The organism is Streptomyces sp. NPDC127117 (assembly GCF_042677325.1).
Taxonomy (GTDB): domain Bacteria; phylum Actinomycetota; class Actinomycetes; order Streptomycetales; family Streptomycetaceae; genus Streptomyces.
This window is the reverse complement of sequence record NZ_JBHXTM010000006.1, coordinates 117,710-138,612: the sequence shown is the minus strand read 5'-3', so window position 1 is coordinate 138,612 and position 20,903 is coordinate 117,710. Positions and strand designations below refer to the sequence as shown.

The 20,903-nt window shown below is 71.0% G+C and carries 21 protein-coding genes; 6 read left to right on the top strand and 15 right to left on the bottom strand.

Annotated features, from left to right (window positions below; genetic code table 11):
* Window positions 1–59 precede the first annotated feature (59 nt).
* From ACFVH0_RS08055 to ACFVH0_RS08040, 4 genes are all read right to left on the bottom strand, one after another.
* Window positions 60–1,322 carry a hypothetical protein gene (locus tag ACFVH0_RS08055; RefSeq protein WP_385818732.1) on the bottom strand — a complete coding sequence of 421 codons (1,263 nt, stop codon included), beginning with the start codon at window positions 1,320–1,322 and terminating at the stop codon, window positions 60–62.
* Window positions 1,312–1,878 (bottom strand): DUF6114 domain-containing protein, encoded by a 567-nt coding sequence (locus ACFVH0_RS08050; protein ID WP_385818731.1) that lies wholly within the window; start codon window positions 1,876–1,878, stop codon window positions 1,312–1,314. Before ACFVH0_RS08050 ends, ACFVH0_RS08055 begins: the two co-directional genes overlap by 11 nt.
* Before the next feature lie 94 nt (window positions 1,879–1,972).
* The gene (locus tag ACFVH0_RS08045) at window positions 1,973–2,614 is read right to left on the bottom strand and encodes a DUF6230 family protein (protein ID WP_342284814.1); all 642 of its coding nucleotides are present in this window, start codon (window positions 2,612–2,614) and stop codon (window positions 1,973–1,975) included.
* Window positions 2,615–3,216: 602 nt separating this feature from the next.
* Window positions 3,217–4,194, bottom strand: a complete 978-nt coding sequence (locus tag ACFVH0_RS08040; RefSeq protein ID WP_385818730.1) for a tetratricopeptide repeat protein — start codon at window positions 4,192–4,194, stop codon at window positions 3,217–3,219.
* A gap of 317 nt (window positions 4,195–4,511) precedes the next feature.
* Between ACFVH0_RS08040 and ACFVH0_RS08035 the strand changes: the two genes are divergently transcribed.
* Window positions 4,512–5,141 (top strand): TetR/AcrR family transcriptional regulator, encoded by a 630-nt coding sequence (locus tag ACFVH0_RS08035; RefSeq protein ID WP_385818728.1) that lies wholly within the window; start codon window positions 4,512–4,514, stop codon window positions 5,139–5,141.
* A 57-nt stretch (window positions 5,142–5,198) separates the two neighbouring features.
* Here the strand turns inward: ACFVH0_RS08035 and ACFVH0_RS08030 are convergent, their stop codons facing one another.
* The 6 genes from ACFVH0_RS08030 to ACFVH0_RS08005 form a co-directional block, all read right to left on the bottom strand.
* Entirely contained in the window at window positions 5,199–6,899 is a 1,701-nt protein-coding gene (locus ACFVH0_RS08030) for a methylmalonyl-CoA mutase family protein (RefSeq protein ID WP_342284818.1), read from the bottom strand.
* A 106-nt stretch (window positions 6,900–7,005) separates the two neighbouring features.
* The gene (locus tag ACFVH0_RS08025) at window positions 7,006–7,338 is read right to left on the bottom strand and encodes a DUF3817 domain-containing protein (RefSeq protein ID WP_124716328.1); all 333 of its coding nucleotides are present in this window, start codon (window positions 7,336–7,338) and stop codon (window positions 7,006–7,008) included.
* Between the two features lie 64 nt (window positions 7,339–7,402).
* Window positions 7,403–7,912, bottom strand: a complete 510-nt coding sequence (locus ACFVH0_RS08020) for a MarR family winged helix-turn-helix transcriptional regulator (RefSeq protein WP_385818726.1) — start codon at window positions 7,910–7,912, stop codon at window positions 7,403–7,405.
* Window positions 7,913–8,065: 153 nt separating this feature from the next.
* The gene (locus ACFVH0_RS08015) at window positions 8,066–8,377 is read right to left on the bottom strand and encodes a hypothetical protein (protein ID WP_385818724.1); all 312 of its coding nucleotides are present in this window, start codon (window positions 8,375–8,377) and stop codon (window positions 8,066–8,068) included.
* A gap of 166 nt (window positions 8,378–8,543) precedes the next feature.
* On the bottom strand, window positions 8,544–8,837 hold the full coding sequence (locus ACFVH0_RS08010; RefSeq protein ID WP_030351951.1) for an MTH1187 family thiamine-binding protein: 294 nt from the start codon (window positions 8,835–8,837) through the stop codon (window positions 8,544–8,546).
* Complete coding sequence (locus ACFVH0_RS08005; RefSeq protein ID WP_093544066.1) at window positions 8,834–9,184, bottom strand: DUF3817 domain-containing protein; 351 nt, start codon at window positions 9,182–9,184, stop codon at window positions 8,834–8,836. The genes ACFVH0_RS08010 and ACFVH0_RS08005 overlap by 4 nt, the downstream gene beginning before the upstream one ends.
* Before the next feature lie 247 nt (window positions 9,185–9,431).
* On the opposite strand from ACFVH0_RS08005, the gene ACFVH0_RS08000 reads away from it, so the two are divergent.
* The 4 genes from ACFVH0_RS08000 to ACFVH0_RS07985 all read left to right on the top strand — a co-directional run bounded on the left by ACFVH0_RS08000 (window position 9,432) and on the right by ACFVH0_RS07985 (window position 12,077).
* Window positions 9,432–10,064 carry an AIM24 family protein gene (locus ACFVH0_RS08000; RefSeq protein ID WP_385818832.1) on the top strand — a complete coding sequence of 211 codons (633 nt, stop codon included), beginning with the start codon at window positions 9,432–9,434 and terminating at the stop codon, window positions 10,062–10,064.
* Entirely contained in the window at window positions 10,064–10,714 is a 651-nt protein-coding gene (locus ACFVH0_RS07995) for an AIM24 family protein (protein WP_385818722.1), read from the top strand. The genes ACFVH0_RS08000 and ACFVH0_RS07995 overlap by 1 nt, the downstream gene beginning before the upstream one ends.
* A complete protein-coding gene (locus ACFVH0_RS07990) occupies window positions 10,711–11,475 on the top strand; it encodes an AIM24 family protein (protein WP_385818720.1) in 765 nt (254 codons plus the stop codon). Before ACFVH0_RS07995 ends, ACFVH0_RS07990 begins: the two co-directional genes overlap by 4 nt.
* 125 nt (window positions 11,476–11,600) lie before the next feature.
* Complete coding sequence (locus ACFVH0_RS07985; RefSeq protein WP_266621603.1) at window positions 11,601–12,077, top strand: MarR family winged helix-turn-helix transcriptional regulator; 477 nt, start codon at window positions 11,601–11,603, stop codon at window positions 12,075–12,077.
* Window positions 12,078–12,094: 17 nt separating this feature from the next.
* Here ACFVH0_RS07985 and ACFVH0_RS07980 read toward each other — a convergent pair whose 3' ends face one another.
* Both ACFVH0_RS07980 and ACFVH0_RS07975 read right to left on the bottom strand, forming a co-directional pair.
* A complete protein-coding gene (locus ACFVH0_RS07980; protein ID WP_385818718.1) occupies window positions 12,095–13,543 on the bottom strand; it encodes an ATP-binding protein in 1,449 nt (482 codons plus the stop codon).
* The gene (locus ACFVH0_RS07975) at window positions 13,540–14,202 is read right to left on the bottom strand and encodes a response regulator transcription factor (protein WP_385818716.1); all 663 of its coding nucleotides are present in this window, start codon (window positions 14,200–14,202) and stop codon (window positions 13,540–13,542) included. Before ACFVH0_RS07975 ends, ACFVH0_RS07980 begins: the two co-directional genes overlap by 4 nt.
* A gap of 119 nt (window positions 14,203–14,321) precedes the next feature.
* Between ACFVH0_RS07975 and ACFVH0_RS07970 the strand changes: the two genes are divergently transcribed.
* Window positions 14,322–14,933, top strand: coding sequence for a PepSY domain-containing protein (locus ACFVH0_RS07970; RefSeq protein ID WP_385818714.1), 612 nt, complete (start codon window positions 14,322–14,324; stop codon window positions 14,931–14,933).
* A 21-nt stretch (window positions 14,934–14,954) separates the two neighbouring features.
* On the opposite strand, the gene ACFVH0_RS07965 is transcribed toward ACFVH0_RS07970, so the two are convergent.
* The 3 genes from ACFVH0_RS07965 to meaB all read right to left on the bottom strand — a co-directional run bounded on the left by ACFVH0_RS07965 (window position 14,955) and on the right by meaB (window position 20,882).
* Window positions 14,955–17,255 (bottom strand): protein kinase, encoded by a 2,301-nt coding sequence (locus ACFVH0_RS07965; RefSeq protein ID WP_385818712.1) that lies wholly within the window; start codon window positions 17,253–17,255, stop codon window positions 14,955–14,957.
* Window positions 17,256–17,282: 27 nt separating this feature from the next.
* Window positions 17,283–19,754, bottom strand: a complete 2,472-nt coding sequence (locus tag ACFVH0_RS07960) for a PQQ-binding-like beta-propeller repeat protein (RefSeq protein WP_385818711.1) — start codon at window positions 19,752–19,754, stop codon at window positions 17,283–17,285.
* 168 nt (window positions 19,755–19,922) lie between these two features.
* On the bottom strand, window positions 19,923–20,882 hold the full coding sequence (meaB, locus tag ACFVH0_RS07955) for a methylmalonyl Co-A mutase-associated GTPase MeaB (protein WP_385818709.1): 960 nt from the start codon (window positions 20,880–20,882) through the stop codon (window positions 19,923–19,925).
* Window positions 20,883–20,903: the final 21 nt, after the last annotated feature.

The window sequence follows — 20,903 nt, the reverse complement described above, 5'->3', positions numbered from 1 at the left end:
GGATCGGGCCGGATCAGGGAGCGGGGCACGCGAGCCCGGCATGATCCGGACGAGAGGCCCTAGCTGTTGCCGCCGGTGAAGTAGTTGTGCAGCCCGGGAACCTTGAGCGAGCCGCCGAACTGGCCGGCCTGGGTCACCTTGACCTTGGTGAAGAAGGCGAACGGCACGTTCAGCGGAGGCGGTGTCTCCGGGCTGAACGTCACCGGGATGAGGCCGAAGAGGTTGCCCTTCAGCTCCTCCGTGTACATCGTCACCGTGCCGTTGCGGATGGTGGACTTGGAGCCCTTCCGCGCCTCGACATGGGTCGTCGTGCCGGCCGGACCGACGGTCTTCTGGTGAAGGTTGTCGATGTCGATCGAGCTGGCGGTGAACTTCAGCGCCTTCTTGACCGTGCCGTCGTACGTCTTCACCTCGACGATGCCCTTGTAGTCGAGCCCGTTGAGGGTGAGCATCGAGCTCTCCAGGATCCACGGGTCGGTCGGGAGGAGCGGGATGCCCGTCTCCAGATCGGCCGCGGCCAGCGCCTTCGGGTCGGCGGTCGGGCACGGGAAGCGCTCCTTGGCGCCGTCCGGGATGTCCTCGTCCTTCTTGGCGTCGAGACCCTTGACGCTCTCGTCGAGTTCCTTGACCGACTTGCCGGCCCTGCCGGCCGCCTCGCGGATGGCGGCGGCCGTCTTGTCGGCCGTCTCCTTCGCGGCGTCGGTGGTCTTCTCGACGGGCTTCTTCGCGGGCTTCTCGGCGGTGTCGGTCGCCGAAGGCTTCGGGGACGCGGTGCTCGCGCTCGGGGACGGGCTCGCCGTCTCCTTGTCCGGTCCGTCGAAGAGGTCCCTGAGCGCGTCGCCGACGCCCAGCGGGTCGAGCGGGTTCCTCGACTTCGTGGGGGTGGGCGAGGCACTCGGCGTGGCGGCCGGTGCGTCGGCCTCGGCTGTCTTCGCCTCCGGCTTCGCCGATTCGCCCGCGGACGGGCTCGTCGAGGGCTTCGGGGTCGCCGAACCGCCCTTGTCACCGGAGTCGGTGGCGGACGGCGACGGGGACGCCGACTTCGACGCGGCCGGCGAGGGCTCTTCGCTCGGCTCGTCGGAGCGGGTCACGCAGGGGCCGGGCGCGAAGGGAATGTCGGAGCTGTCGTCGGCCAGCGCGAGCTTGGGGGTGAGCCCCATGCCCACGAAGACGGCCGTCGGCATCGCGGCGAGCGCGAACGCCTTGCCCGCGGGAATGTGCAGCTTCGTCAGCAAGGACTTCCTGGGGGCCGCGTGGCGCGGTCCGACTCTCGTCCCGGAATCGTCCCCGGTCGAGTTCAGCTGCCTCTCGTCACCCCGCACGATGCCTCCCGCCGTCGACCTCAACTGTCGTGTCGTACTGCTCCGGCTGCTGCTGGGGCACCGCTGCCGTGCTGTGGAACTCGGGTCCGGACTCCTGCGTACCGAGGCCGGCCGCGGACTTCTCCCCCGCCGCGCCGGCCGGCGCGAGGTCCGGGCCGGACTCACCCGGGGCCCAGGAGACGGAGAGCGCTCCGCCCAGCAGGGCGAACAGGAAGCCGACCAGGAATCCGCCGATGTTGGCGACCGGTATGGAGATCAGCGCCAGCAGGATCGCGGCGACTCCGGCGAACACTCTCACGATGTGGTGGAACCACATGGTGAGGCCCAGCGTGACGAGCAGGATCCCGATGATCAGGGAACCGGCACCGGCAGTGGTGGACATCGCCAGTGTGACGTTGCCGAGGTGCATGTTGGCGTACGGAAAATAAGCGATGGGTAGACCACCCACCATGGTGAACAGGCCCGCCCAGAACGGCCGGTTACCCCGCCAGGTGCGGAATCTCCGCCGGAGGACGCGGAGGTAGTGCTCGTTCTGCCCTGTGGACTCGGGGCTCATGGAAAACAGCTCCCTGGAACCGGTACTGCTGTGAGAAGAGAAGGGGTGGGCGGCCGGAGTCCCCTCGGGAGCGCTCCGGCCACCCGGCGGGTGCTTAGTAGCACTCCTTGACGCCACTGTGCAGCCGCAGGCTCAGGTTGCTGAGCTTGAAGGTGCCGGCGGTGGTCGCCCATGCCGTCTGCTTCACGTTGGTCAGCGTCGCCGTCTTGGCGCGCTGCGCGAAGCCGTTGGGGTTGACGGCCTTCTCGGTACCGGCCTGGATGCCGGGCTTGCCCATGTCTCCTGCGGCGACACCGATGTCGATGTGCTCGAAGTACGCGTCGGCGTCGAGCTCGGCGACATCGAGGTACAGGTTGGTCGCCTCGACCGGCTTCTCCGGGTCGGTGCCCGCCTTCAGCTGCAGCGTGACGTTGCCCAGACCGAACGGAAGGTTCGGAGTGACCACCGACTGGCACATGTTGGTGATCGTGGCATCGCTGAAGCCGGACACGGCAACGGCGTGAGCCCCGTTCTTGCCCTCGGGGTCCATACCGGTGGCGACGGAGCCGTACTGCACGAAGTCATGGCCGACGAGCTTGTCCGCACGCACCTTGAAGCTCTGGCCGGACACGCTGAAGGACGCCGCGAGGGCACCCTGCGCGAGACCGACACCCACCGCCGCGGTCGCGACGACGCTCGGCACCATGACCAGAGCGAAACGCTTCCATCTGGTGCCGCCACGAACCTGGGAACTCATAATTTTCCTCCTTCTCGGACGTACATCTCCGGTCCGGGCCTGGGCCCGTCCTGGGATGGGAGAAGTGCTACGTCCTCGGCAAGGAGAGCGCCCGCGGACGGAGGCATGAACCGCGTCCGAATCACCGGCGATCACCCCCGAGCGACAACCACTGGCCACGCATTCGCGCAACCTGTATCGGACAGGCCCTGCCGGACGACAGGAACCCCCCTGTCCGGAGCCCGCGTCACTGCCGCCGGCCCACTCGGTGGGGACCCAACAAGGGCCGCCGCACCGACTGGCAGCCGGGCTGGCGTTATTGGACCGAGCGTGGCCGATCGTGGTGCATTCCCGCCCGTGACACAAGGGGGTTCGTTACTCGCTAGTAACGGCCCGATAACCGATGCGCGACCGGCTGGCACCGCCCGGCCACACAGGGTGGCACCGAGGTGAAGGACGAAAGGGGGGATCGGTGCGCCAATACGGACAGATCCCAGTGCTTGATTTACTGCGAGTAACAGGCCCTCGCTTTATCAAGATTTGGTAAAGCAGAGGCGTCTCTTATCGCCTGATCGCGAAAACGGCCGCGGTCCCCCGGCGGGGTACCGCGGCCTCTTGTCACATCAGAACAAGACCCGCGCCAGCGCGGTACGCGCGGCGCCGACCCGCGGATCGTCGGGGCCGATCACCTCGAAGAGCTCCAGCAGACGCACCCGTGCGGCGTCCCGGTCGTCACCGAAATTGCGCCGCACCGTCTCGACGAGCCGGCCGAAGGCATCCTCGACATGACCGCCGACCAGATCCAGATCGGCGGCGGCGAGCTGCGCCGGGACATCGGCCGGGTTCGCGGCGGCCTCCTCACGGACCCGCTGGGCGTCCATGTCCTTGACCCGGGAGAGGAGTTCGGCCTGGGCGAGGCCGAGCTTGGCCTCGGTGTTGGCCGGGTCGTCGGACAGGACGTTCCGGTACGCCTGGACGGCACCGGCGAAGTCGTCGGCGTCCAGGGCCCGCACGGCCGATTCGAGCAGGGCGTCGTACGGCCCGGCGGGCACCTCGGCCGGAGCCCGGTCGGCGCTCTCGCCGGCGGGGTCCTGGTCGACCACGATCCCGGTGAGCCCGAACCGCTCCTCGCCGACCTGGATCAGCTGGTCCAGCGTCTGGCGGATCTGGGCCTCGGGGGCCGCGCCCTGGAAGAGCGGGAGGGCCTGCCCGGCGACGACGGCGAAGACCGCCGGGATGCCCTGGATGCCGAACTGCTGCATCAGCATCTGGTTGGCGTCGACATCGACCTTGGCCAGCACGAAGCGGCCGTTGTACTCATGGGCCAGGCGCTCCAGGAGCGGGCCCAGCTGCTTGCACGGCTCGCACCACTCGGCCCAGAAGTCGATGACGACCGGGACCTCGGCGGAGCGCTGCAGGACATCGTTCTCGAAGCCCGCCTCATCGACATCGATCACCAGGGCGGACGGCGGTACGGCACCGCCACCGCCCTGCCGGGAGGCCTCGGCACGGGCCTGCTCCGCCTTCACCTTGGCCTCGCCGGCCGCCTTCACCGCGGCGAGGTCGACGACGCCGCTCATGGACATGTTCCTAGGCTGCATGCGTACATCCTCCCCCCTCGGAGCGCCGATCCGGAAAGCGATACGGGAACCGCGCCCGTCCGCCGCCCCCACCGGTGTGCGGGGTACACGGACGGACACGGTCCGAGGGCCCCTGAAAGACCCGTTTCGGCGCCGGGTCCCCACCCGGTGCCTGTGGCTGTCATTCGGTTGCGGCGTCACGACGGGATGACCGTCGCCCTTACGCTACGACCCGTAGCGTAACTGTCGACCACCCCTCGCGCACAGGTGCGATCGGTGATCTGTCTCACGGCGATCGGGGCCGGTCGGTTCTACTTACTGACCGGTATGGTCACGGCATGCTGAGCCGCAGCCACCCCAAACCCCCTCGAACGGGACGTCCGCGCAGTGCCGCGGCCGATGAAGCGATCCTGGAGGCGACCAGGGCCTCGCTGGTCGACCTCGGCTGGTCGAAGCTGACGATGAGCGATGTGGCGACGCGGGCCGGGGTGGCCAAGACGACCCTGTACCGGCGGTGGGCGGGCAAGAACGAGCTGGTCGTGGACGCCGTCGCGGTCCTCTTCGACGAGCTGGAACTGCCCGATCTGGGCAGCCTGTCGGCCGATGTGCAGGCGGTGGTGCTGCAGTTCGCGGCGCTGCTGGAACGGCCGGAGACCCAGACGGCGCTGATGGCGGTGGTCGCGGAGTCGACGCGCGACGAGGCGCTGCGGACCAGGATCCGCGACTCGATCGTGGACCGGCAGAAGCGGCTGGTGCTCCAGGGCCGTCAACGGGCGCAGGAGCGCGGGGAGTTGCCCGCCGAGCAGGACGAGGAGGCGGCGGCGACCACCGCCGACCTGATCTTCGATGTGATCGCCGGCGCGGTCGTGCACCGGGCCCTGGTGAGCGCCGAGCCCGTGGACGCGGACTGGGCCCGGCGCTTCACCGTGCTGCTGCTCGCGGGGCTGGGGGCGGCGGCCTCCGCGTAGGGCATGCGGAAGGGGCGGAACGGCCGCGCCGCCCCGCCCCCGGCCGGACCGGCCCCGTCAGAAGCCGGGCGGCTCCGTGTAGCTGCCCCACTCGTCACGCAGGACGCCGCAGATCTCGCCGAGCGTCGCCTCGGCCCGCACCGCGTCCAGCATCGGGGCGATCATGTTGGAGCCGTCGCGGGCGGCGGCCAGCATCGCGTCCAGCGCCGACTTGACCCGGGCGTCGTCACGGGCGTCCTTGCGGCCGCCGAGCACCCGGACCTGCTCGCGCTCGACCTCGTGGCTGACCCGCAGGATCTCCAGGTCGCCGGTGACCGAGCCGTGGTGGACGTTGACGCCGACGACCCGCTTGTCGCCCTTCTCCAGCGACTGCTGGTAGCGGAAGGCGGACTCGGCGATCTCGCCGGTGAACCAGCCGTCCTCGATGCCGCGCAGGATGCCGGAGGTGATCGGGCCGATGGGGTGCTGCCCGTCCGGGTGGGCCCGGGTGCCGCGCTCCTTGATCTGCTCGAAGATCTTCTCGGCGTCGGCCTCGATCCGGTCGGTGAGCTGCTCGACGTACCAGGAACCGCCCAGCGGGTCGGCCACGTTGGCGACGCCGGTCTCCTCCATCAGCACCTGCTGGGTGCGCAGGGCGATCTCGGCGGCCTGCTCGGAGGGGAGCGCCAGGGTCTCGTCGAGGGCGTTGGTGTGCAGCGAGTTGGTGCCGCCGAGGACCGCGGAGAGCGCCTCGACCGCGGTGCGCACGACATTGTTGTACGGCTGCTGGGCGGTGAGCGAGACGCCGGCGGTCTGGGTGTGGAAGCGGAGCCACTGCGCCTTGTCGGTCTTCGCGCCGTACGTCTCCTTCATCCAGCGGGCCCAGATCCGGCGGGCGGCACGGAACTTGGCGATCTCCTCGAAGAAGTCGAGGTGCGCGTCGAAGAAGAAGGAGAGGCCGGGCGCGAAGGTGTCGACGTCCAGGCCTCGGGAGAGGCCGAGCTCCACGTAGCCGAAGCCGTCGGCGAGGGTGTACGCCAGCTCCTGCGCGGCCGTCGCCCCGGCCTCGCGGATGTGGTAGCCGGAGACCGAGAGCGGCTTGTAGGCGGGGATGTCGCGGGCGCAGTGCTCCATCAGGTCGCCGATGAGGCGCAGATGGGGCTCGGGCTGGAAGAGCCACTCCTTCTGCGCGATGTACTCCTTGAAGATGTCGGTCTGGAGCGTACCGTTGAGCACGCCCGGGTCTACGCCCTGGCGCTCGGCGGCGACCAGGTACATGCAGAAGACCGGGACTGCGGGACCACTGATCGTCATGGACGTCGTGACGTCGCCGAGCGGGATGTCCTTGAAGAGGACCTCCATGTCGGCGGCGGAGTCGATGGCCACGCCGCAGTGCCCGACCTCGCCGAGCGAGCGGGGGTCGTCGGAGTCGCGGCCCATCAGCGTCGGCATGTCGAAGGCGACGCTGAGCCCGCCGCCGCCCGCGGCCAGGATCATCTTGTAGCGCTCGTTGGTCTGCTCGGCGTTGCCGAAGCCGGCGAACTGGCGGATGGTCCAGGTCCGGCCGCGGTAGCCGGTCGGGTAGAGCCCCCGGGTGAAGGGGTACTCACCGGGCCAGCCGATCCGTTCGAACCCCTCGTACGTGTCCCCGGGGCGGGGGCCGTACGCGGGCTCCACCGGATCCCCGGAGAGCGTGGTGAAGTCCGCGTCACGCTTGCGGGCCTTGTCGTAACGGGCCTGCCAGCGGCGGCGGCCTTCCTCGATCGCGTCAGCGTTCATACCATCGAATTTACTAGGACGTCCTAGTAAATGTCGATGGCAAACCGCCCGGTGCTTCGCACGGGGCGGTTCGGGGGGCGCGGACCGGAGGCCGCGGTCCGGCCGGTCAGGCCTTGGCGGTGGCGGGGGAACCGTCGACGATCAGCGGCTCGACCTCGCGGACGACCTTGCGCTCGACGAAGAACGCGGCCGTCGGGATGGTGCCGGAGATCAGCACCCAGAGCAGCTTGCCCATCGGCCACTTCGCCTTGGAACCGAGGTCGAAGGCGAAGATCAGATAGATGATGTAGAGCACACCGTGGATCTGGGAGACGACGAGCGTCAGACCCTCGCCCGTCTCGAAGCCGTACTTGAAGACCATGCAGGTGCAGAGCACCAGCAACATGACGGCGGTGACGTAGGCCATCACCCGGTACCGGGTCAGCACACTGCGTTTCATGGCATCGAGCGTAACCGGACGGCCGGGGCGATCTTGCAGCGGGCCGGGCTCTCGAAACGCCGTTCTACGCCTCGTCGAAGTCCTGGGCGGCGATCCGCAGCGGGCGCAGCATCGCGAAGATCTCCGCGCACTCCTCGGCGTCGTACACACCGAGCCCGAACTCCATGGCGACCAGTTCCTCGGTGGCCGCCTCGACGACCTCGCGGCCCTTCTCGGTGATGGAGGCGAGGGTGCCGCGGCCGTCGTTGGGGTTGGGGCGCTTGGCGACCAGGCCGGAGCGCACCAGCCGGTCCACGGTGTTGGTGACGGAGGTGGGGTGGACCATGAGCCGCTCGCCGATCTTGGACATCGGCAGCTCGCCGGCCTTGGAGAAGGTGAGCAGCACCAGCGCCTCGTACCGGGCGAAGGTCAGTCCGTACGGCTTGACGACCGCGTCGACCTCGGCGAGCAGGATCTGCTGGGCGCGCATGATCGAGGTGATCGCCCCCATCGAGGGCACGGGGCCCCAGCGCTGCTGCCAGAGTTCGTCGGCGCGGGCGATGGGATCGAAGGGGAGACTGAGCGGCTTCGGCACGGCACCGACCTTACCCACTGGTCATATGGTGGTCAGCCCCGTCTCGAACTTCGGTCCGAACACGGTGGCCGGGGTGGTTCTCCCGGAGGCCGGGGCGGAGCGGGGCGGACCCGACGCGGCCACCGGACCTCGCGCTTCCGCCGACTCCGGAGGTCACGGGCCGAGCTTGCCGAGGCGGTCCTCGTACCGGGTGGCGAGGTCCTCGGGCTCGTCGGCCGGGTTGTCCCACATGGTGTCCAGTTCGGACCGTACGGCGGCGGGCAGCGCTTCGTAGCGCCGGGTCCAGGAGAACTCGCTCTCCGGATCGCGCATGACATCGTCGGCCGGCGCACGGATCCGTCCGTCCGCGGGGACGGGGACCTCGACGGCGGGATGCGGGTCCTCCTCCAGCAGCTCGATGACGACGCGCCGGGTCCGCAGCCGGAGATCGTCGGGCATCGAGGTGGCGTCGAGGTGGAGCAGCATCTCCTGGAGGGCGCGCCGCACCCGCAGCGGGCGCGGGGCGGTCCAGTGCGGCGGAATCGCCGCCCGGCCCGGGAGTCCGCCCGGCGGCCCCGGTCCGGCATGAGGAAGCCCCCGCCCCTCCGGCGGATCCGGCAGAGGGGCAGGGGCTCCGGAAGCAGGACCGGCGTCAGCCGGCCAGATACCGCTCCACCGTCTCGACCTTGGAGGTCAGACCGTCGGTGACACCCGGGCGGATGTCGGCCTTGAGCACGAGGGAGACGCGTCCGGCCCGCGCCTCGACGGCGGCCACGGCCCGCTTGACGACGTCCATGACCTCGTCCCACTCGCCCTCGACGGAGGTGAACATGGCGTCCGTGCGGTTGGGCAGCCCGGACTCACGGACGACCCGGACGGCGTCGGCGACGTACTCGCCGACGTCCTCGCCGACACCCAGCGGGCTGACCGAGAACGCGACGATCATGCGCTGACCACGCCCTCGCGGCGGGCACGGGCGGCGATGACGCCGTCGGCCTCGTAGCGCTTGAGCAGCTTGTCGCCGTACAGCCCGCCGAACGGCAGCAGCGCGAGCAGGAAGAAGAGCGCGACGCGCTTCAGCGGCCACTTGGTCTTCGCCCAGACATCGAGCAGCAGCACGGCGTAGATCACGAAGAGCACGCCGTGCAGGATGCCGAGCGGCATCATCAGGAAGTCGATGTCGGAGACCCGGCTCAGGACCGAGCCGAAGATGATCAGTGCCGGGAAGGAGAGCGCCTCGGGAATCGAGATGAGGCGCAGCCGGTGCAGGGCGGTAGCGGTCTTGATGTCCACGGGGGCACCTTCGGTGGGAGGACGGTGACAGCTTGTGAATACAGGCACAAGCGCCCCCATTGTGACATCGGCGCGGGCGGCCTCCGGCGCCGGGGGCCGGATAGCGGGGACCGTACGCAACGGGTCATACGTCCCGGTTGCGTACGCATCAGGTACCGGATGCGTATCAGGGGCCTTTCGGGGCGAGGGATCCTCCTTCGGACCCTGTCCGGGCCGGGGGGCCTGCCGTTAACGTCGCTCCGTGGCAATGTTCCGACTCCAAGGCAGCAGAACGCTCGCCGTCGACCTGGCCGGTGACGCCGTCAAGGCGAAGAACGGCTCGATGGTCGCCTACGACGGCCGGATGACGTTCAAGAAGATGACCGGCGGCGGTGACGGGCTGCGCGGCATGGTGACCCGGCGGCTGACCGGCGAGCAGATGTCCGTGATGGAGGTGACCGGCCAGGGCACCTGTTACTTCGCGGACCGCGCGAGCGAGATCAGCCTCGTCTCGCTGCGCGGCGACAAGCTGCACGTCGAGGCGAGCAATCTGCTGTGCACCGACTCCGGGCTGCGCACCGGCACCACCTTCACCGGCCTGCGCGGCGGGGCGAGCGGCAACGGCCTGTTCACCACCACCGTCGAGGGCACCGGCCAGGTGGCGATCATGTCGGACGGCTCGGCGGTGGCGCTGCGGGTCTCGGCCCAGTACCCGCTGTTCGTCGACCCGGGCGCCTACATCGCCCATCAGGGCAACCTCCAGCAGCACTTCCAGGCGGGGGTGAATTTCCGGACGCTGATCGGCGAGGGTTCCGGGGAGTCCTTCCAGATCCGGTTCGAGGGCGAGGGCGTGGTCTACGTCCAGCCCAGCGAGCGGAACACCATCGGGGGCGATGTCTGATGCCGTTCCGCGAGATCAACTCGAAGATGGTCGAGGCGACAGTGGTTCCCGGCCAGAAGATGTACAGCCAGCGGGGCGCGATGCTCGCCTACCGCGGCGAGGTGTCGTTCACCCCCAACATCCAGGGCGGCCAGGGCGGGCTGATGTCCATGATCGGCCGGCGGGTGGCCAACGAGGCGACCCCGCTGATGACGGTCGAGGGCAGCGGAACGGTGATGTTCGGCCACGGCGGCCATCACATCCAGGTGATCGATCTGGCCGGCGACACCCTCTATGTGGAGGCCGACCGGCTGCTCGCCTTCGACGGGACACTCCAGCAGGGCACCATGTTCATGGGCTCGCAGGGCGGCGTGATGGGCATGGTGCGCGGCCAGGTGACCGGGCAGGGCCTGTTCACCACCACGCTCCAGGGGCACGGCGCGGTCGCGGTGATGGCGCACGGCGGGGTGATCGAGCTGCCGATCGTTCCCGGCCGCGATGTGCATGTGGATCCGCAGGCGTACGTCGCGCACCACGGCGACGTACGGAACAAGCTCTCGACCGCGCTCGGCTGGCGCGACATGGTGGGGCGCGGCTCCGGCGAGGCGTTCCAGCTGGAGCTGAGCGGCAGTGGCGCGGTGTACGTACAGGCCTCGGAGGAGAAGCTGTGAGCACGCCCGTGGTCTTCGACCCGATGACGCTGCCGTCGGACGACAACGTCAACTCGTACACCTTCTGCGTGGAGCTCAAGGGGAGCCAGTGGTTCCTGCAGAAGGGCAAGATGATCGCCTATTACGGGCGGATCGACTTCAACGGCATCGGCCACGGCCGCTTCGAGCGGCTGATCCGTACGAGCTTCCACTCGCCGCTGCACGCGAGCGACTGGGTGGTGGCCGAGGGCAGCGGCAAGATGCTGCTCGCGGACCGGGCCTTCGATGTGAACTCCTACGACCTGGACGAGGGGAACCTGACGATCCGGTCGGGCAATCTCCTCGCCTACCAGCCCACCCTGGCACTCAAGCAGTCGATCGTGCCCGGCTTTCTGACTCTGATCGGCACGGGGAAGTTCGTGGCCGCCTCCAACGGCCCGGTGGTCTTCATGGAGCCGCCGCTGCGGGTCGACCCGCAGGCCCTGGTGGGCTGGGCGGACTGCCCCTCGCCCTGCCACCACTACGACCACGGCTACATGACGGGCGTGCTGGGCGGGCTGCGGTCGCTGACGGGCATCGGGGGCACCTCGGGCGAGGAGCACCAGTTCGAGTTCGTCGGTGCGGGCACGGTGCTGCTCCAGTCGACCGAGGTCCTGATGGCCGAACAGCCGACGGGTACGGTGCCGGGGCAGCCCGGGGTGCCCCCGGGCGCGGGTCAACCTGGCGCCACCCCCCGTATGCCCGGTCAGCTCGGGGACCTCCAGCGTCGCTTCGGGTTGTGAACGGTAGTCTGCGGAGTGTGACGTCGAACGTCTGCGCCCCGCACCCGGATCCGTCTCCGGACGGGTGCGGACCGTCACACTTCCCCACTTCGTCCGGCTTTCAACTTCTTAGGTAGAATCCATATATGGAGACCGAGACGGCCACGCGCTGGCTGAACGACGCGGAGCAGTGCGCCTGGCGCACCCACCTGGACGTCAGCAGGCTGCTGATGCATCAGCTGGAGAAGGACCTCCAGCCGTTCGGACTGACCAACAACGACTACGAGATCCTGGTCAACCTCTCGGAGTCGGACGACCAGCGCATGCGGATGAGCGACCTCGCCGCCGCGACGCTGCAGTCCAAGAGCAGGCTCTCGCACCAGATCACCCGCATGGAGACCGCCGGCCTGGTCCGCAGGGAGAACTGCGAGTCCGACCGGCGCGGTCTGTACGCGGTCCTCACCGAGGACGGTGCGGAGACGATGCGCAAGGTGGCGCCGCACCACGTGGCGTCGGTCCGCAAGCACTTCATGGACCTGCTGACGCCGGAGGCCCTGGCGGACCTGCACGCGGCACTGACCCCGGTCGCGGAACACCTGCGGGGACGACGCGGCAAGGTCTGAGCGGAACCGGGCGGCGTTCAGCCGGCTCCGGGCAGCCGGAGTTCGAAGCGGGCGCCGCCCTCCCGCGCACCGTCGACCGTGAGCCGGCCCCCGTGCCGGGCGGCGACGTCCCGGGCGATGGCCAGGCCGAGACCCGCGCCGCCGTCGTCCCGGGTGCGGGCGTCGTCGAGCCGTACGAAACGTTCGAAGATCCGCTCGCGCTCCTCGGGGGGCACCCCCGCCCCGTCGTCGGTGACGACGACGATCACGTCGCCGCTCTCCGCACGCACCGAGACGGTCACCGCGCTCCGCGCGTGCCGCTCCGCGTTGTCCAGCAGATTGCCGATCACCCGCACCAACTGCCCGCGCGATCCGGCCACTTCGAACTCCCCGGAGTCCGGCACGGACACCGTCACCGGAATCCGGTCGCCGCTGCGCTGCGAGATCTCCTCGCGGACCAGCGCGCCCAGGTCCAGCACCGTACGCCCCGGCCGCTCCCCCGCGTCCAGCCTGGCCAGCAGCAGCAGATCGGCGGCCAGCGCCTGGAGCCGTACGGTGTCGGCGACCGCGCCCGGCACGTCCAGCAGCTCCGGATGGGCCGCCCCCACCTCAAGCTGGGTGCGCAGCGAGGCGATCGGGCTGCGCAGTTCGTGCGAGGCGTCCGCGACGAACCGCCGCTGCCGCTCCACCGACGCCTCCAGGGCGGTCAGCGTCTCGTTGGTGGTCCGGGCCAGCCGGGCGACCTCGTCGCGCGAGCCGGGCTCCGGCACCCGCCGGCTCAGGTCCTCGGACGCGGTGATCGCGGCCATCTCGCGCCGGATCCCCTCGACCGGGCGCAGCGCCCGCCGGGTCACCAGCCAGGTCACCCCGGCGACGACCAGCAGCAGCAACGGCAGCCCGATCAGCATCGCGCCGCGCACCGTGCCCACGGCCTCCTGCTCGGCGGCCAGCGGGGCGCCCGCGTGGACGGTCAGGGTCACCCCGGCGGAGGTCGTCGCCTGCACGGACGCGAAACGGTAGTCGGCCGTCTCGCCGTCCACGGTGGCGGTGCCGTTGGTGAAGTCCGGTTCGTCGGAGTCGACTTCGCCGCGGCCCGGGGTGCCGTGGTCGTCGTCCGCGTCGTCGTCGCTCCCGTCGTCGTCGCTCCCGCCGCCGGACTGCCCGGCGGCCGGTGACGGGTCCGGCGTGACCCGGTCCGTGCCGGTGCCGGAGATGGCCCGGAGGTCCTTGGAGACGGCGACCACCCGCCCGTCCTCGTCGGTCACCTGGACCGGATGGTCCTCCTCGTCGCGCATCTCCAGCCGGTCGTACGGCACGTCGAGGGCGAGCTGCCCGGCCACTTCCCGGGCCACCACCTCGGCCTGGAGCCCCGCCTGGCCGGTCAGGTTGGCGCGCAGGACCAGGAGCACGGAGAGCCCGGCGCCGATCAGGGCGAGGGCGACCACCACGGTGGCGCCGAGCGCGGCCCTGGCCCGTACCGACCTCACAGCGCCTCCAGCCGGTACCCGGCGCCGCGCACCGTGCGGATGGCGGCCGCGCCGAGCTTGCGCCGCAGCGTGCTCACGTACACCTCGACGATGTTCGGGTCGCCGTCGTAGGCGAAGTCCCAGACGTGTTCGAGGATGTCCGCCTTGCTCACCACCTGCCCGGACCGCAGCGCGAGCTGTTCCAGCACCGCGAACTCCTTCGCGGTCAGGGTGATCTCGGCCTCGCCGAGGTGGACGCGGCGGGCCGCGGTGTCCATGCGCAGGGCGCCGACGGTGACCACCGGCGAGGCGGAGCCGCCTCCCCGGCGCCGCAGCAGCGCCCGGATCCTGGCCACCAGCACGACGTACGAGAAGGGCTTGGTCAGGTAGTCGTCGGCCCCGGTGTCCAGACCCTCCGCCTCGTCGTACTCGCCGTCCTTCGCCGTCAGCATCAGGATCGGCGTCTCGTGCCCGGCGGCGCGCAGGGCGGCACAGACCCGGTAGCCGTTCATCCCGGGCAGCATGATGTCGAGGACGACGAGGTCGTACGTCCCCCCGGCGGCACGGTGCAGCCCTTCGAGGCCGTCGTGCACGACGTCCACGGCGAAGCCCTCGGCGGTGAGCCCCGCGGCCAGGGACATCGCGAGCCGCTTCTCGTCCTCCACGATCAACAGGCGCATACGCACAGGGTCGCAAACCGAACCTGAAGACGGCTTCAGGTGGCTTCAGGCTGCGTTCAGCATCACCCCGGCAGTGTGGTCCTCGTCGAAACCGGCCACCCGATCGGGGAGGAACCCTCATGAAGCGCAAGTTCGTCATCGCCGCAGTCACCGCCGCCGTGCTCGTCGGCGGCACGGCCGCCACGGCGGTCGCCTTCTCGGACGACGACGGCCACGACCGCGAGGCCCGGTCCAGCGTGAAGAGCGGTGACACCGCCCGGACCGGCGTGGCGGAAGCGGTCACGTCCGCCGTCGAGGCCGTCCCCGGCACGGTCACCGAGGCCGAGCTGGACGACGAGGACGGCGGGCTCGTCTGGGAGCTGGACGTGTACGGCTCCGACAAGGTCTGGCACGACGTCACGGTGGACGCGGGCAACGGCAAGGTGCTCGGCAAGCACACCTCCGACGACGACGGTGACGACGACCGCGACCGGCACGCGCCCCGGTCCGCCCCCGTGTCGCTGAACGCGGCCGTCGACGCCGCGCTGAAGACGCAGTCCGGGACCGTGACCTCGGTCGACCTGGACGACAACGACGGCCGGAGCGGCGGGGCGCTGCACTGGGAGGTCGACGTCCGGGGCAAGGACGGCGGGCAGCACGAGCTGAACGTCGACGCGAACACGGGCAAGGTGACGGTGGACCGGTCGGACGACGGCCACGGGGACGACGACCGTGACGGGGACGACGACTGAGGGCGCCGCCCCGGCGGGCCGTCAGGGCGCGTACCCGGAGAGAACTCTTCCATCCTCGAAGCTCAGGAAGAGCACGTCTCCCATAGCGAGCAGGGAGACGCTTGCCGGGGAAACCCCACCGATGTGTTCTTCCGGCCAGCCGTTGTACCGCTTGGTCGCGACCGGGATGTCCTGCCCTCCGGGCGTGAACTCGTAGGACTCCAGGAAGTTCTCCGTGACGAGGTAGGCGTGGTCGCCGACGATGACCGGTGCGCCCGAGTAGTCCACCGACTCGGGCGTCGCCCAGCTCTGGCGCCCGTCTGCCAGACCGAACGCGTACACCCGTTCCTCGGTGCTCAGCACGACTGTGCCGTCCCGGGTGACAGCGGGCCGATAGGCGATGTCCACTCCGTCGGCGACAGTCCGCCGATTCTGCGGGGCGGCCGCATCCACGACCGTCAGACCGCTCGGCCCCGTGCAGAGCAGTGCCCTTCCCTTCAGGACCGGCGTGCGGCAGGTGACGTCCCCGGGCCCGGTGCTCCCCGACCGCGCCCCGTCCGTGCTCTTCAGGACGGTGACGGCATCGCCGACAGCGACGAGCCGACCGTCGGCGAGGAGCAGTTCCCCTTCGTCGGCCGCGTCGTCCCACGGCTTGTCCCACTTGCGGGTGTGCGTGCCGGTGAGCTGGTGGGCGAAGATCCGGCCCGCACCCGTGCCGGTGGTCCTGGTGGCGTAGTACAGGACACCGGCCGACTGGACGGAGTCGGTCACCCGTGCACCGCCCGCCAGCGGCTCGCGCCACTTCTCGGCGCCGTCGGCGAGGCCGAGCGCCACCAGGGCACCGTCGTCGAAGGCGTAGACGGTGGTGCCGATCACCGCGGCCACCGAGGCCGGTCCGGTGCCCGCCCTGCCCGGCCCGGTCTGCCACCGCTGCTTGCCGTTCGCCGCGTCCAGCACGGTGATCCGCTCCGGTCCGCCACAGACCAGGGACGTTTCCGCGATTACGCACTCGACGCGGCCGTTCGCGATCCTGACGTGCCACGGCTGCCAGTCCGCGGGCTTCCCGGAGTCATCCGCGGCAGCCGTCCCGAAATCGCCGGTACGACCCGCGTCCGCACCCGGAATGACGGCCGGCCCGGCCTTCGTCCGCACCGCGTCGGAGGCCGAAGCGGTCGGCTGCGCGCCGCCACCACCGGCCCCGCCCGCCTTGTCGTCGCCTCCGCCGTCCCCCTCGAAGAGCCCCGGCAGCAGCACCGCCCCCAGCACCACGCACACCGCGGTGGCCGCTGCCGCCAACGCGATCCACAGACCCTTGTTGCCCTGCCGCTCACCCTGTACGGCCACCGGCACGACCGGCGTCGGGGCGAGGGCGGGCCCGCCGGGGTGCGGGACACCGGACGGGACCGGAGGCGCGGCGGCCGACAGCACGGCCGCCTCGACGACGGCGCGCGCCCCCGCCGCGTGCGCCGCGAGCTGCCCCCGGATCGCGTCGGTCCAGGGAAAGGGCTCCCCGGCCGCCCGGCCTTGCGACACCAGCATGTCGGCCAGCTGCTGAGGCGTCGGCCTCGCCCCGGCGTCACTGCGCAGGCACTCCTCGATCACGGCGCGCAACTGCGGTGGTACGCCGGAGAGTTCGGCCTCACCCCGGGCGATGCGGAAGATCACGGCAGCCATGTCGGAGTCGTCGAACGGACCCCGCCCACTCGCCGCGAAGGCGAGCACCGCACCGAGACAGAAGACGTCCGACGCCGGTACGAGCGCCCGTGAGCCATTGACGTGTTCGGGCGAGATGTAGCCGGGGCTGCCCACCACTACTCCGGTGCGGGTGAGCTGGGTGGCGTCGAAGGCCTGGGCGATCCCGAAGTCGATCACCTTCGGGCCGTCGGCGCCGAGCAGCACGTTGCCGGGCTTGAGGTCGCGGTGGAGTACGCGCACGGCGTGCATGTCGGCGAGCGCGCGGGCCAGACCGGCGCCCATCTCGCGCACCACCGGCTCGGGCATCGGCCCGCCGCGGATCACCGCCTCGGCGAGCGAGGGGCCGGGGACGTACTCGGTCGCCAGCCAGGGCAGCCGGCCGCCCGCGTCACCGCCGACGAGGGCCGCGGTGTGCGGGCTGCGCACGGCTCCCGCCGCGTCGATCTCGCGACGGAAGCGGATCCGGAAGCCGTCGTCGAGGTCGAGTTCGGCCCGTACGGTCTTCAGCGCGACCAGCCCGGCAAGAGGGTCTGCCGAACCTGCGGGCCGGGCCAGATACACCTCGCCCATGCCGCCCGCGCCGAGCAGTCCGAGCAGCTGGTAGGGGCCGATCAGCCGGGCGCGGCCGGGCGGAAGCGGCTCGATCACTGTGCGGTCCCCTCAAGCGTTCGTCGTTCATCCGGGCAGCGGTACGGAGACCGTGGTGCCGTCGTCGTACACGACATGCACGACGCCGCCGACCGGCAGCACCTGCGGGTCGAGCAGTTCCTGCTCCAGGTCGATGCCGTTGGTAACGCTGTCGTAGGTCGGTGTCCTGGTCGGGCCGGGAGCGCCCGGAACCGGGGTCCTGGACTGTGGCCCCAGGGATCCGTCTGCGCGGATCGGGACCGTGTAGAGCGTTGTGCTGTCCGCCCAGACCAATGTGTCGGCAACGATCAGCGGGGCGGACACCGGGTTGCTCATGCCTTGTGCCGGCTTCCCGCCGAGCGGGAACCTGCCGAGGATCCGACTGCCGTCGCCACTCACGACCACGAGCTCGTCGTGCACGCCTTCGCCGCTCCTGCGAAGCGTGATCACCCGGTCGTCCAACGCGGTGAGCGTCGCCTCGGCAACGAGCGCGGGGTTCACCGGCACCTGCCCCCGCGACTTGAGCGTCCCCGCCGAAAAGCGCAGTAGGTGCATGTCACTACCGAAGCCCGAAGGGTCTTCGTTGGTGAAGTAGGCCGTACAGAAGGCGGAACCACCACGCACCCGGAGGTTCCCGCACCCTGAGTTGGTCGGCTCGCCGGCCCCCTGAACGGCCTCGCCACCGGCTGTGCCGAGCAAGGTGCCGTCCTTCGGCCGGAAAGCCTTCGGCGCCTCCTCACCCATGGCGTACACCACGCCGCCGGCGGTGGCGACCGGCCAGAAGTTGCCGCCCTGGGCGTTGGAGACACCCTGCGGGGACAGCGGCTTTCGCCACTTCTCGACACCGGTCTTCAGGTCGTAGGCAGCGAGGGACGCGTTGTCGAACGTCGGTGCGGTGGAGGCGAAGACCAGGCCGTCGGCCACGAGCGGCGCACTCTCCAAGTTGTGCGCGCCGCCGGACCGGGCCCCCCAGCGGGCCTTGCCGGTCCGGGCATCCAGCGACTGCAGCCGGTCACCTGCCGCGAGCAGGACGGTGTCGTCGTACACGATGGGACGGGTGGCACCGGCCGGCATGAAGAACTGCCCGCGGGGCCCCCACCCCGCCGAGCGGGTGGTCTCCCCCGCGTCCAGCGTCCACATCCGGTGCCCGTCCGCCGCCGACAACGCCTCGTACGTGCCGTCCACCTTCCGGCAGACGATGACGTCCCGGCCCGCGGCACAGCCGACCGGTGCCCCGGAGAACTTCGCCTTCCAGGACTTCTTCCACCCCGCCGGACGGACATCCCGACCGTACGGAACCGTGCCCGAGGCGTCCGGGCCGCCGTTCTCGTCCACGCCCGCCACGATGCGGACGGCGGGCGGACCGCCACCTCGCGCGGTCCCTCCGGGCGTGCCGCCCTTGTTGCGCCAGGCCAGGATCCCGCCCGTCGCCGCGCCCAGCACGATCAGCGCGGCCAGCGAGACGGCCAGGGCGCGCCGGGAGCGGCGCGGGGGTGACGCGAGGCCGGGCCCCTGGGTGGGGGCGATATGCAGACCCGGGGTGAAGTCGGTTCCCTGGGTGGGCAGTTGATGGAGACCCGGGCGGCTGTCGGCGGCCACCTCCGTCGGCGTGTACCCCGGCAGCAGCGGGCGGCCCAGGGCCATGACCCGGGTCAGTTCGCGCCCGTGCTCGGCGATGTGCTGCGCCACCGGTTCCGGCCACCGCCCGGCCGCGCCGGGGTCCAGCAGCTCCGCGAGTCCGGCGGCGGCCGGGCGGGCGGCCGGGTCCGCCACCAGGCAGCGTTCCAGTACGGCCCGCAGCGCGTCCGGTACGTCGTCGAGATCGGCCTCGACGTACTTGACCCGGTAGAGCACCGCGGCGACCGGGCCGTCGCCGAAGGGGTCGCGTCCGGTGACGGCGTAGCAGAGCAGGGAGGCGAGGCAGAAGACGTCCGAGGCGGGCACGACGCGTCCGCTGCCCGCCACGTGTTCCGGGGACATGAAGGCGGGGCTGCCGACCATGCGGCTGGTGGTGGTGAGCGGGGTCGCGCCGGAGTCGCGGGCGATCCCGAAGTCGATGAGGCGGGGGCCGTCCGCCGCGAGCATCACGTTGCCGGGCTTCACGTCGCGGTGGACGATCCCGGCCGCGTGGACGGCCGCCAGGGCGCGGGCGAGTCCGGCGCCGAGCATCCGTACCTCGGCCTCGTCCATCGCGCCCGCCCGGCGGACCGCGGCGGAGAGCGTCGGCCCGGCCACGTATCCGGTGGCGAGCCAGGGCACCTCGGCGTCGGCGTCCCCGTCGAGCAGCAGGGCGAGATGGGGTCCTGAGACGGACCGGGCGACGGTGATCTCGCGGCGGAAGCGGTTGCGGAAGCCGGGGTCACGGGCGACGTCCCGGCGGACGGTCTTGACGGCGACCGGGTCGCCGCCGCCGTCGTGGACGCCGAGGAAGACCTCTCCCATTCCGCCCGCGCCGAGCCGGGCCCGTATCGCGTACGGCCCGATCCGTCCGGGCGAGTCCTCCCGCAGCGGACCCAGCATGCGCCACTCCCCCCGTCGGTACGCATGAATCGGCGGACACCACGTGCACGTATCCGGCGGTAATCCTGCCACGGACACGTCATCTCCGGCAGCGTCGGCCGGACATGACGGGGCGGGACCGGGAGCGGCCCGCACGCCGCCCCGGTCCCGCCCGGCCGAACCGTCGGCTCACCCCTCGCCGGTGAGCCCCGCCACCAGTTCGTCGGCCGCCGCGTACGGGTCGAGGCTGCCCGCCACGATGCGTTCGGCGAGCGCGCCGAGGTGGCGGTCGCCGTGCAGATCACCGATGCGCTCGCGCAGCCGGGTGACGGCGATGGTCTCGACCTCGCGCGCCGCGCGGGCCGCGCGGCGCTCGGCGAGCACGCCGTGCTCCTCCATCCAGGCCCGGTGCTTCTCCAGCGCCTCGACGACCTCGTCGATGCCCTCTCCCCGGGCGGCGACCGTCTTCACGATCGGTGGCCGCCAGTCGCCGGGGCCCCGTGACTCGCCGAGGCCCAGCATGTGGTTGAGCTCGCGCGCGGTGGCGTCCGCGCCGTCCCGGTCGGCCTTGTTGACGACGTACACATCGCCGATCTCCAGGATTCCGGCCTTCGCCGCCTGGATGCCGTCGCCCATGCCGGGGGCCAGCAGTACGACGGACGTGTCGGCCTGGGAGGCGATCTCCACCTCCGACTGGCCGACGCCGACCGTCTCCACCAGGATCACGTCGCAGCCCGCCGCGTCCAGCACCCGGATCGCCTGCGGTGCCGACCAGGCGAGGCCGCCCAGATGCCCGCGGGTGGCCATGGAGCGGATGTAGACACCCGGGTCGGAGGCGTGCTCCGACATCCGGACCCGGTCGCCGAGGAGCGCCCCGCCGGAGAACGGCGAGGACGGGTCGACGGCCAGCACGCCGACCCGCTTGCCGGCCCGCCGGTACGCCGAGACGAGCGCCGACGTCGATGTCGACTTGCCGACACCGGGCGAACCGGTCAGGCCGACGACGTACGCGTTGCCGGTCAGCGGCGCCAGGGCCGCCATCACCTCGCGCAGCTGCGGTGACGCCCCCTCCACCAGGGAGATCAGCCGGGCCACGGCCCGCGGCCGGCCCGCACGTGCCTGCTCGACCAGGGTGGGGACGTCCACCATCACCGCTCCGTTCACTCGCTG

Coding starts and splice junctions, on each gene's coding strand:
- ACFVH0_RS07995 (WP_385818722.1), top strand. CDS start 10,064: ATGCCGTTCCGCGAGATCAACTCGAAGATGGTCGAGGCGACAGTGGTT.
- ACFVH0_RS08000 (WP_385818832.1), top strand. CDS start 9,432: ATGTTCCGACTCCAAGGCAGCAGAACGCTCGCCGTCGACCTGGCCGGT.
- ACFVH0_RS08015 (WP_385818724.1), bottom strand. CDS start 8,377: ATGCTGCTCCACCTCGACGCCACCTCGATGCCCGACGATCTCCGGCTG.
- ACFVH0_RS08030 (WP_342284818.1), bottom strand. CDS start 6,899: ATGAACGCTGACGCGATCGAGGAAGGCCGCCGCCGCTGGCAGGCCCGT.
- ACFVH0_RS07975 (WP_385818716.1), bottom strand. CDS start 14,202: ATGCGCCTGTTGATCGTGGAGGACGAGAAGCGGCTCGCGATGTCCCTG.
- ACFVH0_RS07960 (WP_385818711.1), bottom strand. CDS start 19,754: ATGCTGGGTCCGCTGCGGGAGGACTCGCCCGGACGGATCGGGCCGTAC.
- meaB (WP_385818709.1), bottom strand. CDS start 20,882: ATGGTGGACGTCCCCACCCTGGTCGAGCAGGCACGTGCGGGCCGGCCG.
- ACFVH0_RS07985 (WP_266621603.1), top strand. CDS start 11,601: ATGGAGACCGAGACGGCCACGCGCTGGCTGAACGACGCGGAGCAGTGC.
- ACFVH0_RS07970 (WP_385818714.1), top strand. CDS start 14,322: ATGAAGCGCAAGTTCGTCATCGCCGCAGTCACCGCCGCCGTGCTCGTC.
- ACFVH0_RS08025 (WP_124716328.1), bottom strand. CDS start 7,338: ATGAAACGCAGTGTGCTGACCCGGTACCGGGTGATGGCCTACGTCACC.
- ACFVH0_RS08045 (WP_342284814.1), bottom strand. CDS start 2,614: ATGAGTTCCCAGGTTCGTGGCGGCACCAGATGGAAGCGTTTCGCTCTG.
- ACFVH0_RS08050 (WP_385818731.1), bottom strand. CDS start 1,878: ATGAGCCCCGAGTCCACAGGGCAGAACGAGCACTACCTCCGCGTCCTC.
- ACFVH0_RS08035 (WP_385818728.1), top strand. CDS start 4,512: ATGCTGAGCCGCAGCCACCCCAAACCCCCTCGAACGGGACGTCCGCGC.
- ACFVH0_RS08040 (WP_385818730.1), bottom strand. CDS start 4,194: ATGCAGCCTAGGAACATGTCCATGAGCGGCGTCGTCGACCTCGCCGCG.
- ACFVH0_RS08010 (WP_030351951.1), bottom strand. CDS start 8,837: ATGATCGTCGCGTTCTCGGTCAGCCCGCTGGGTGTCGGCGAGGACGTC.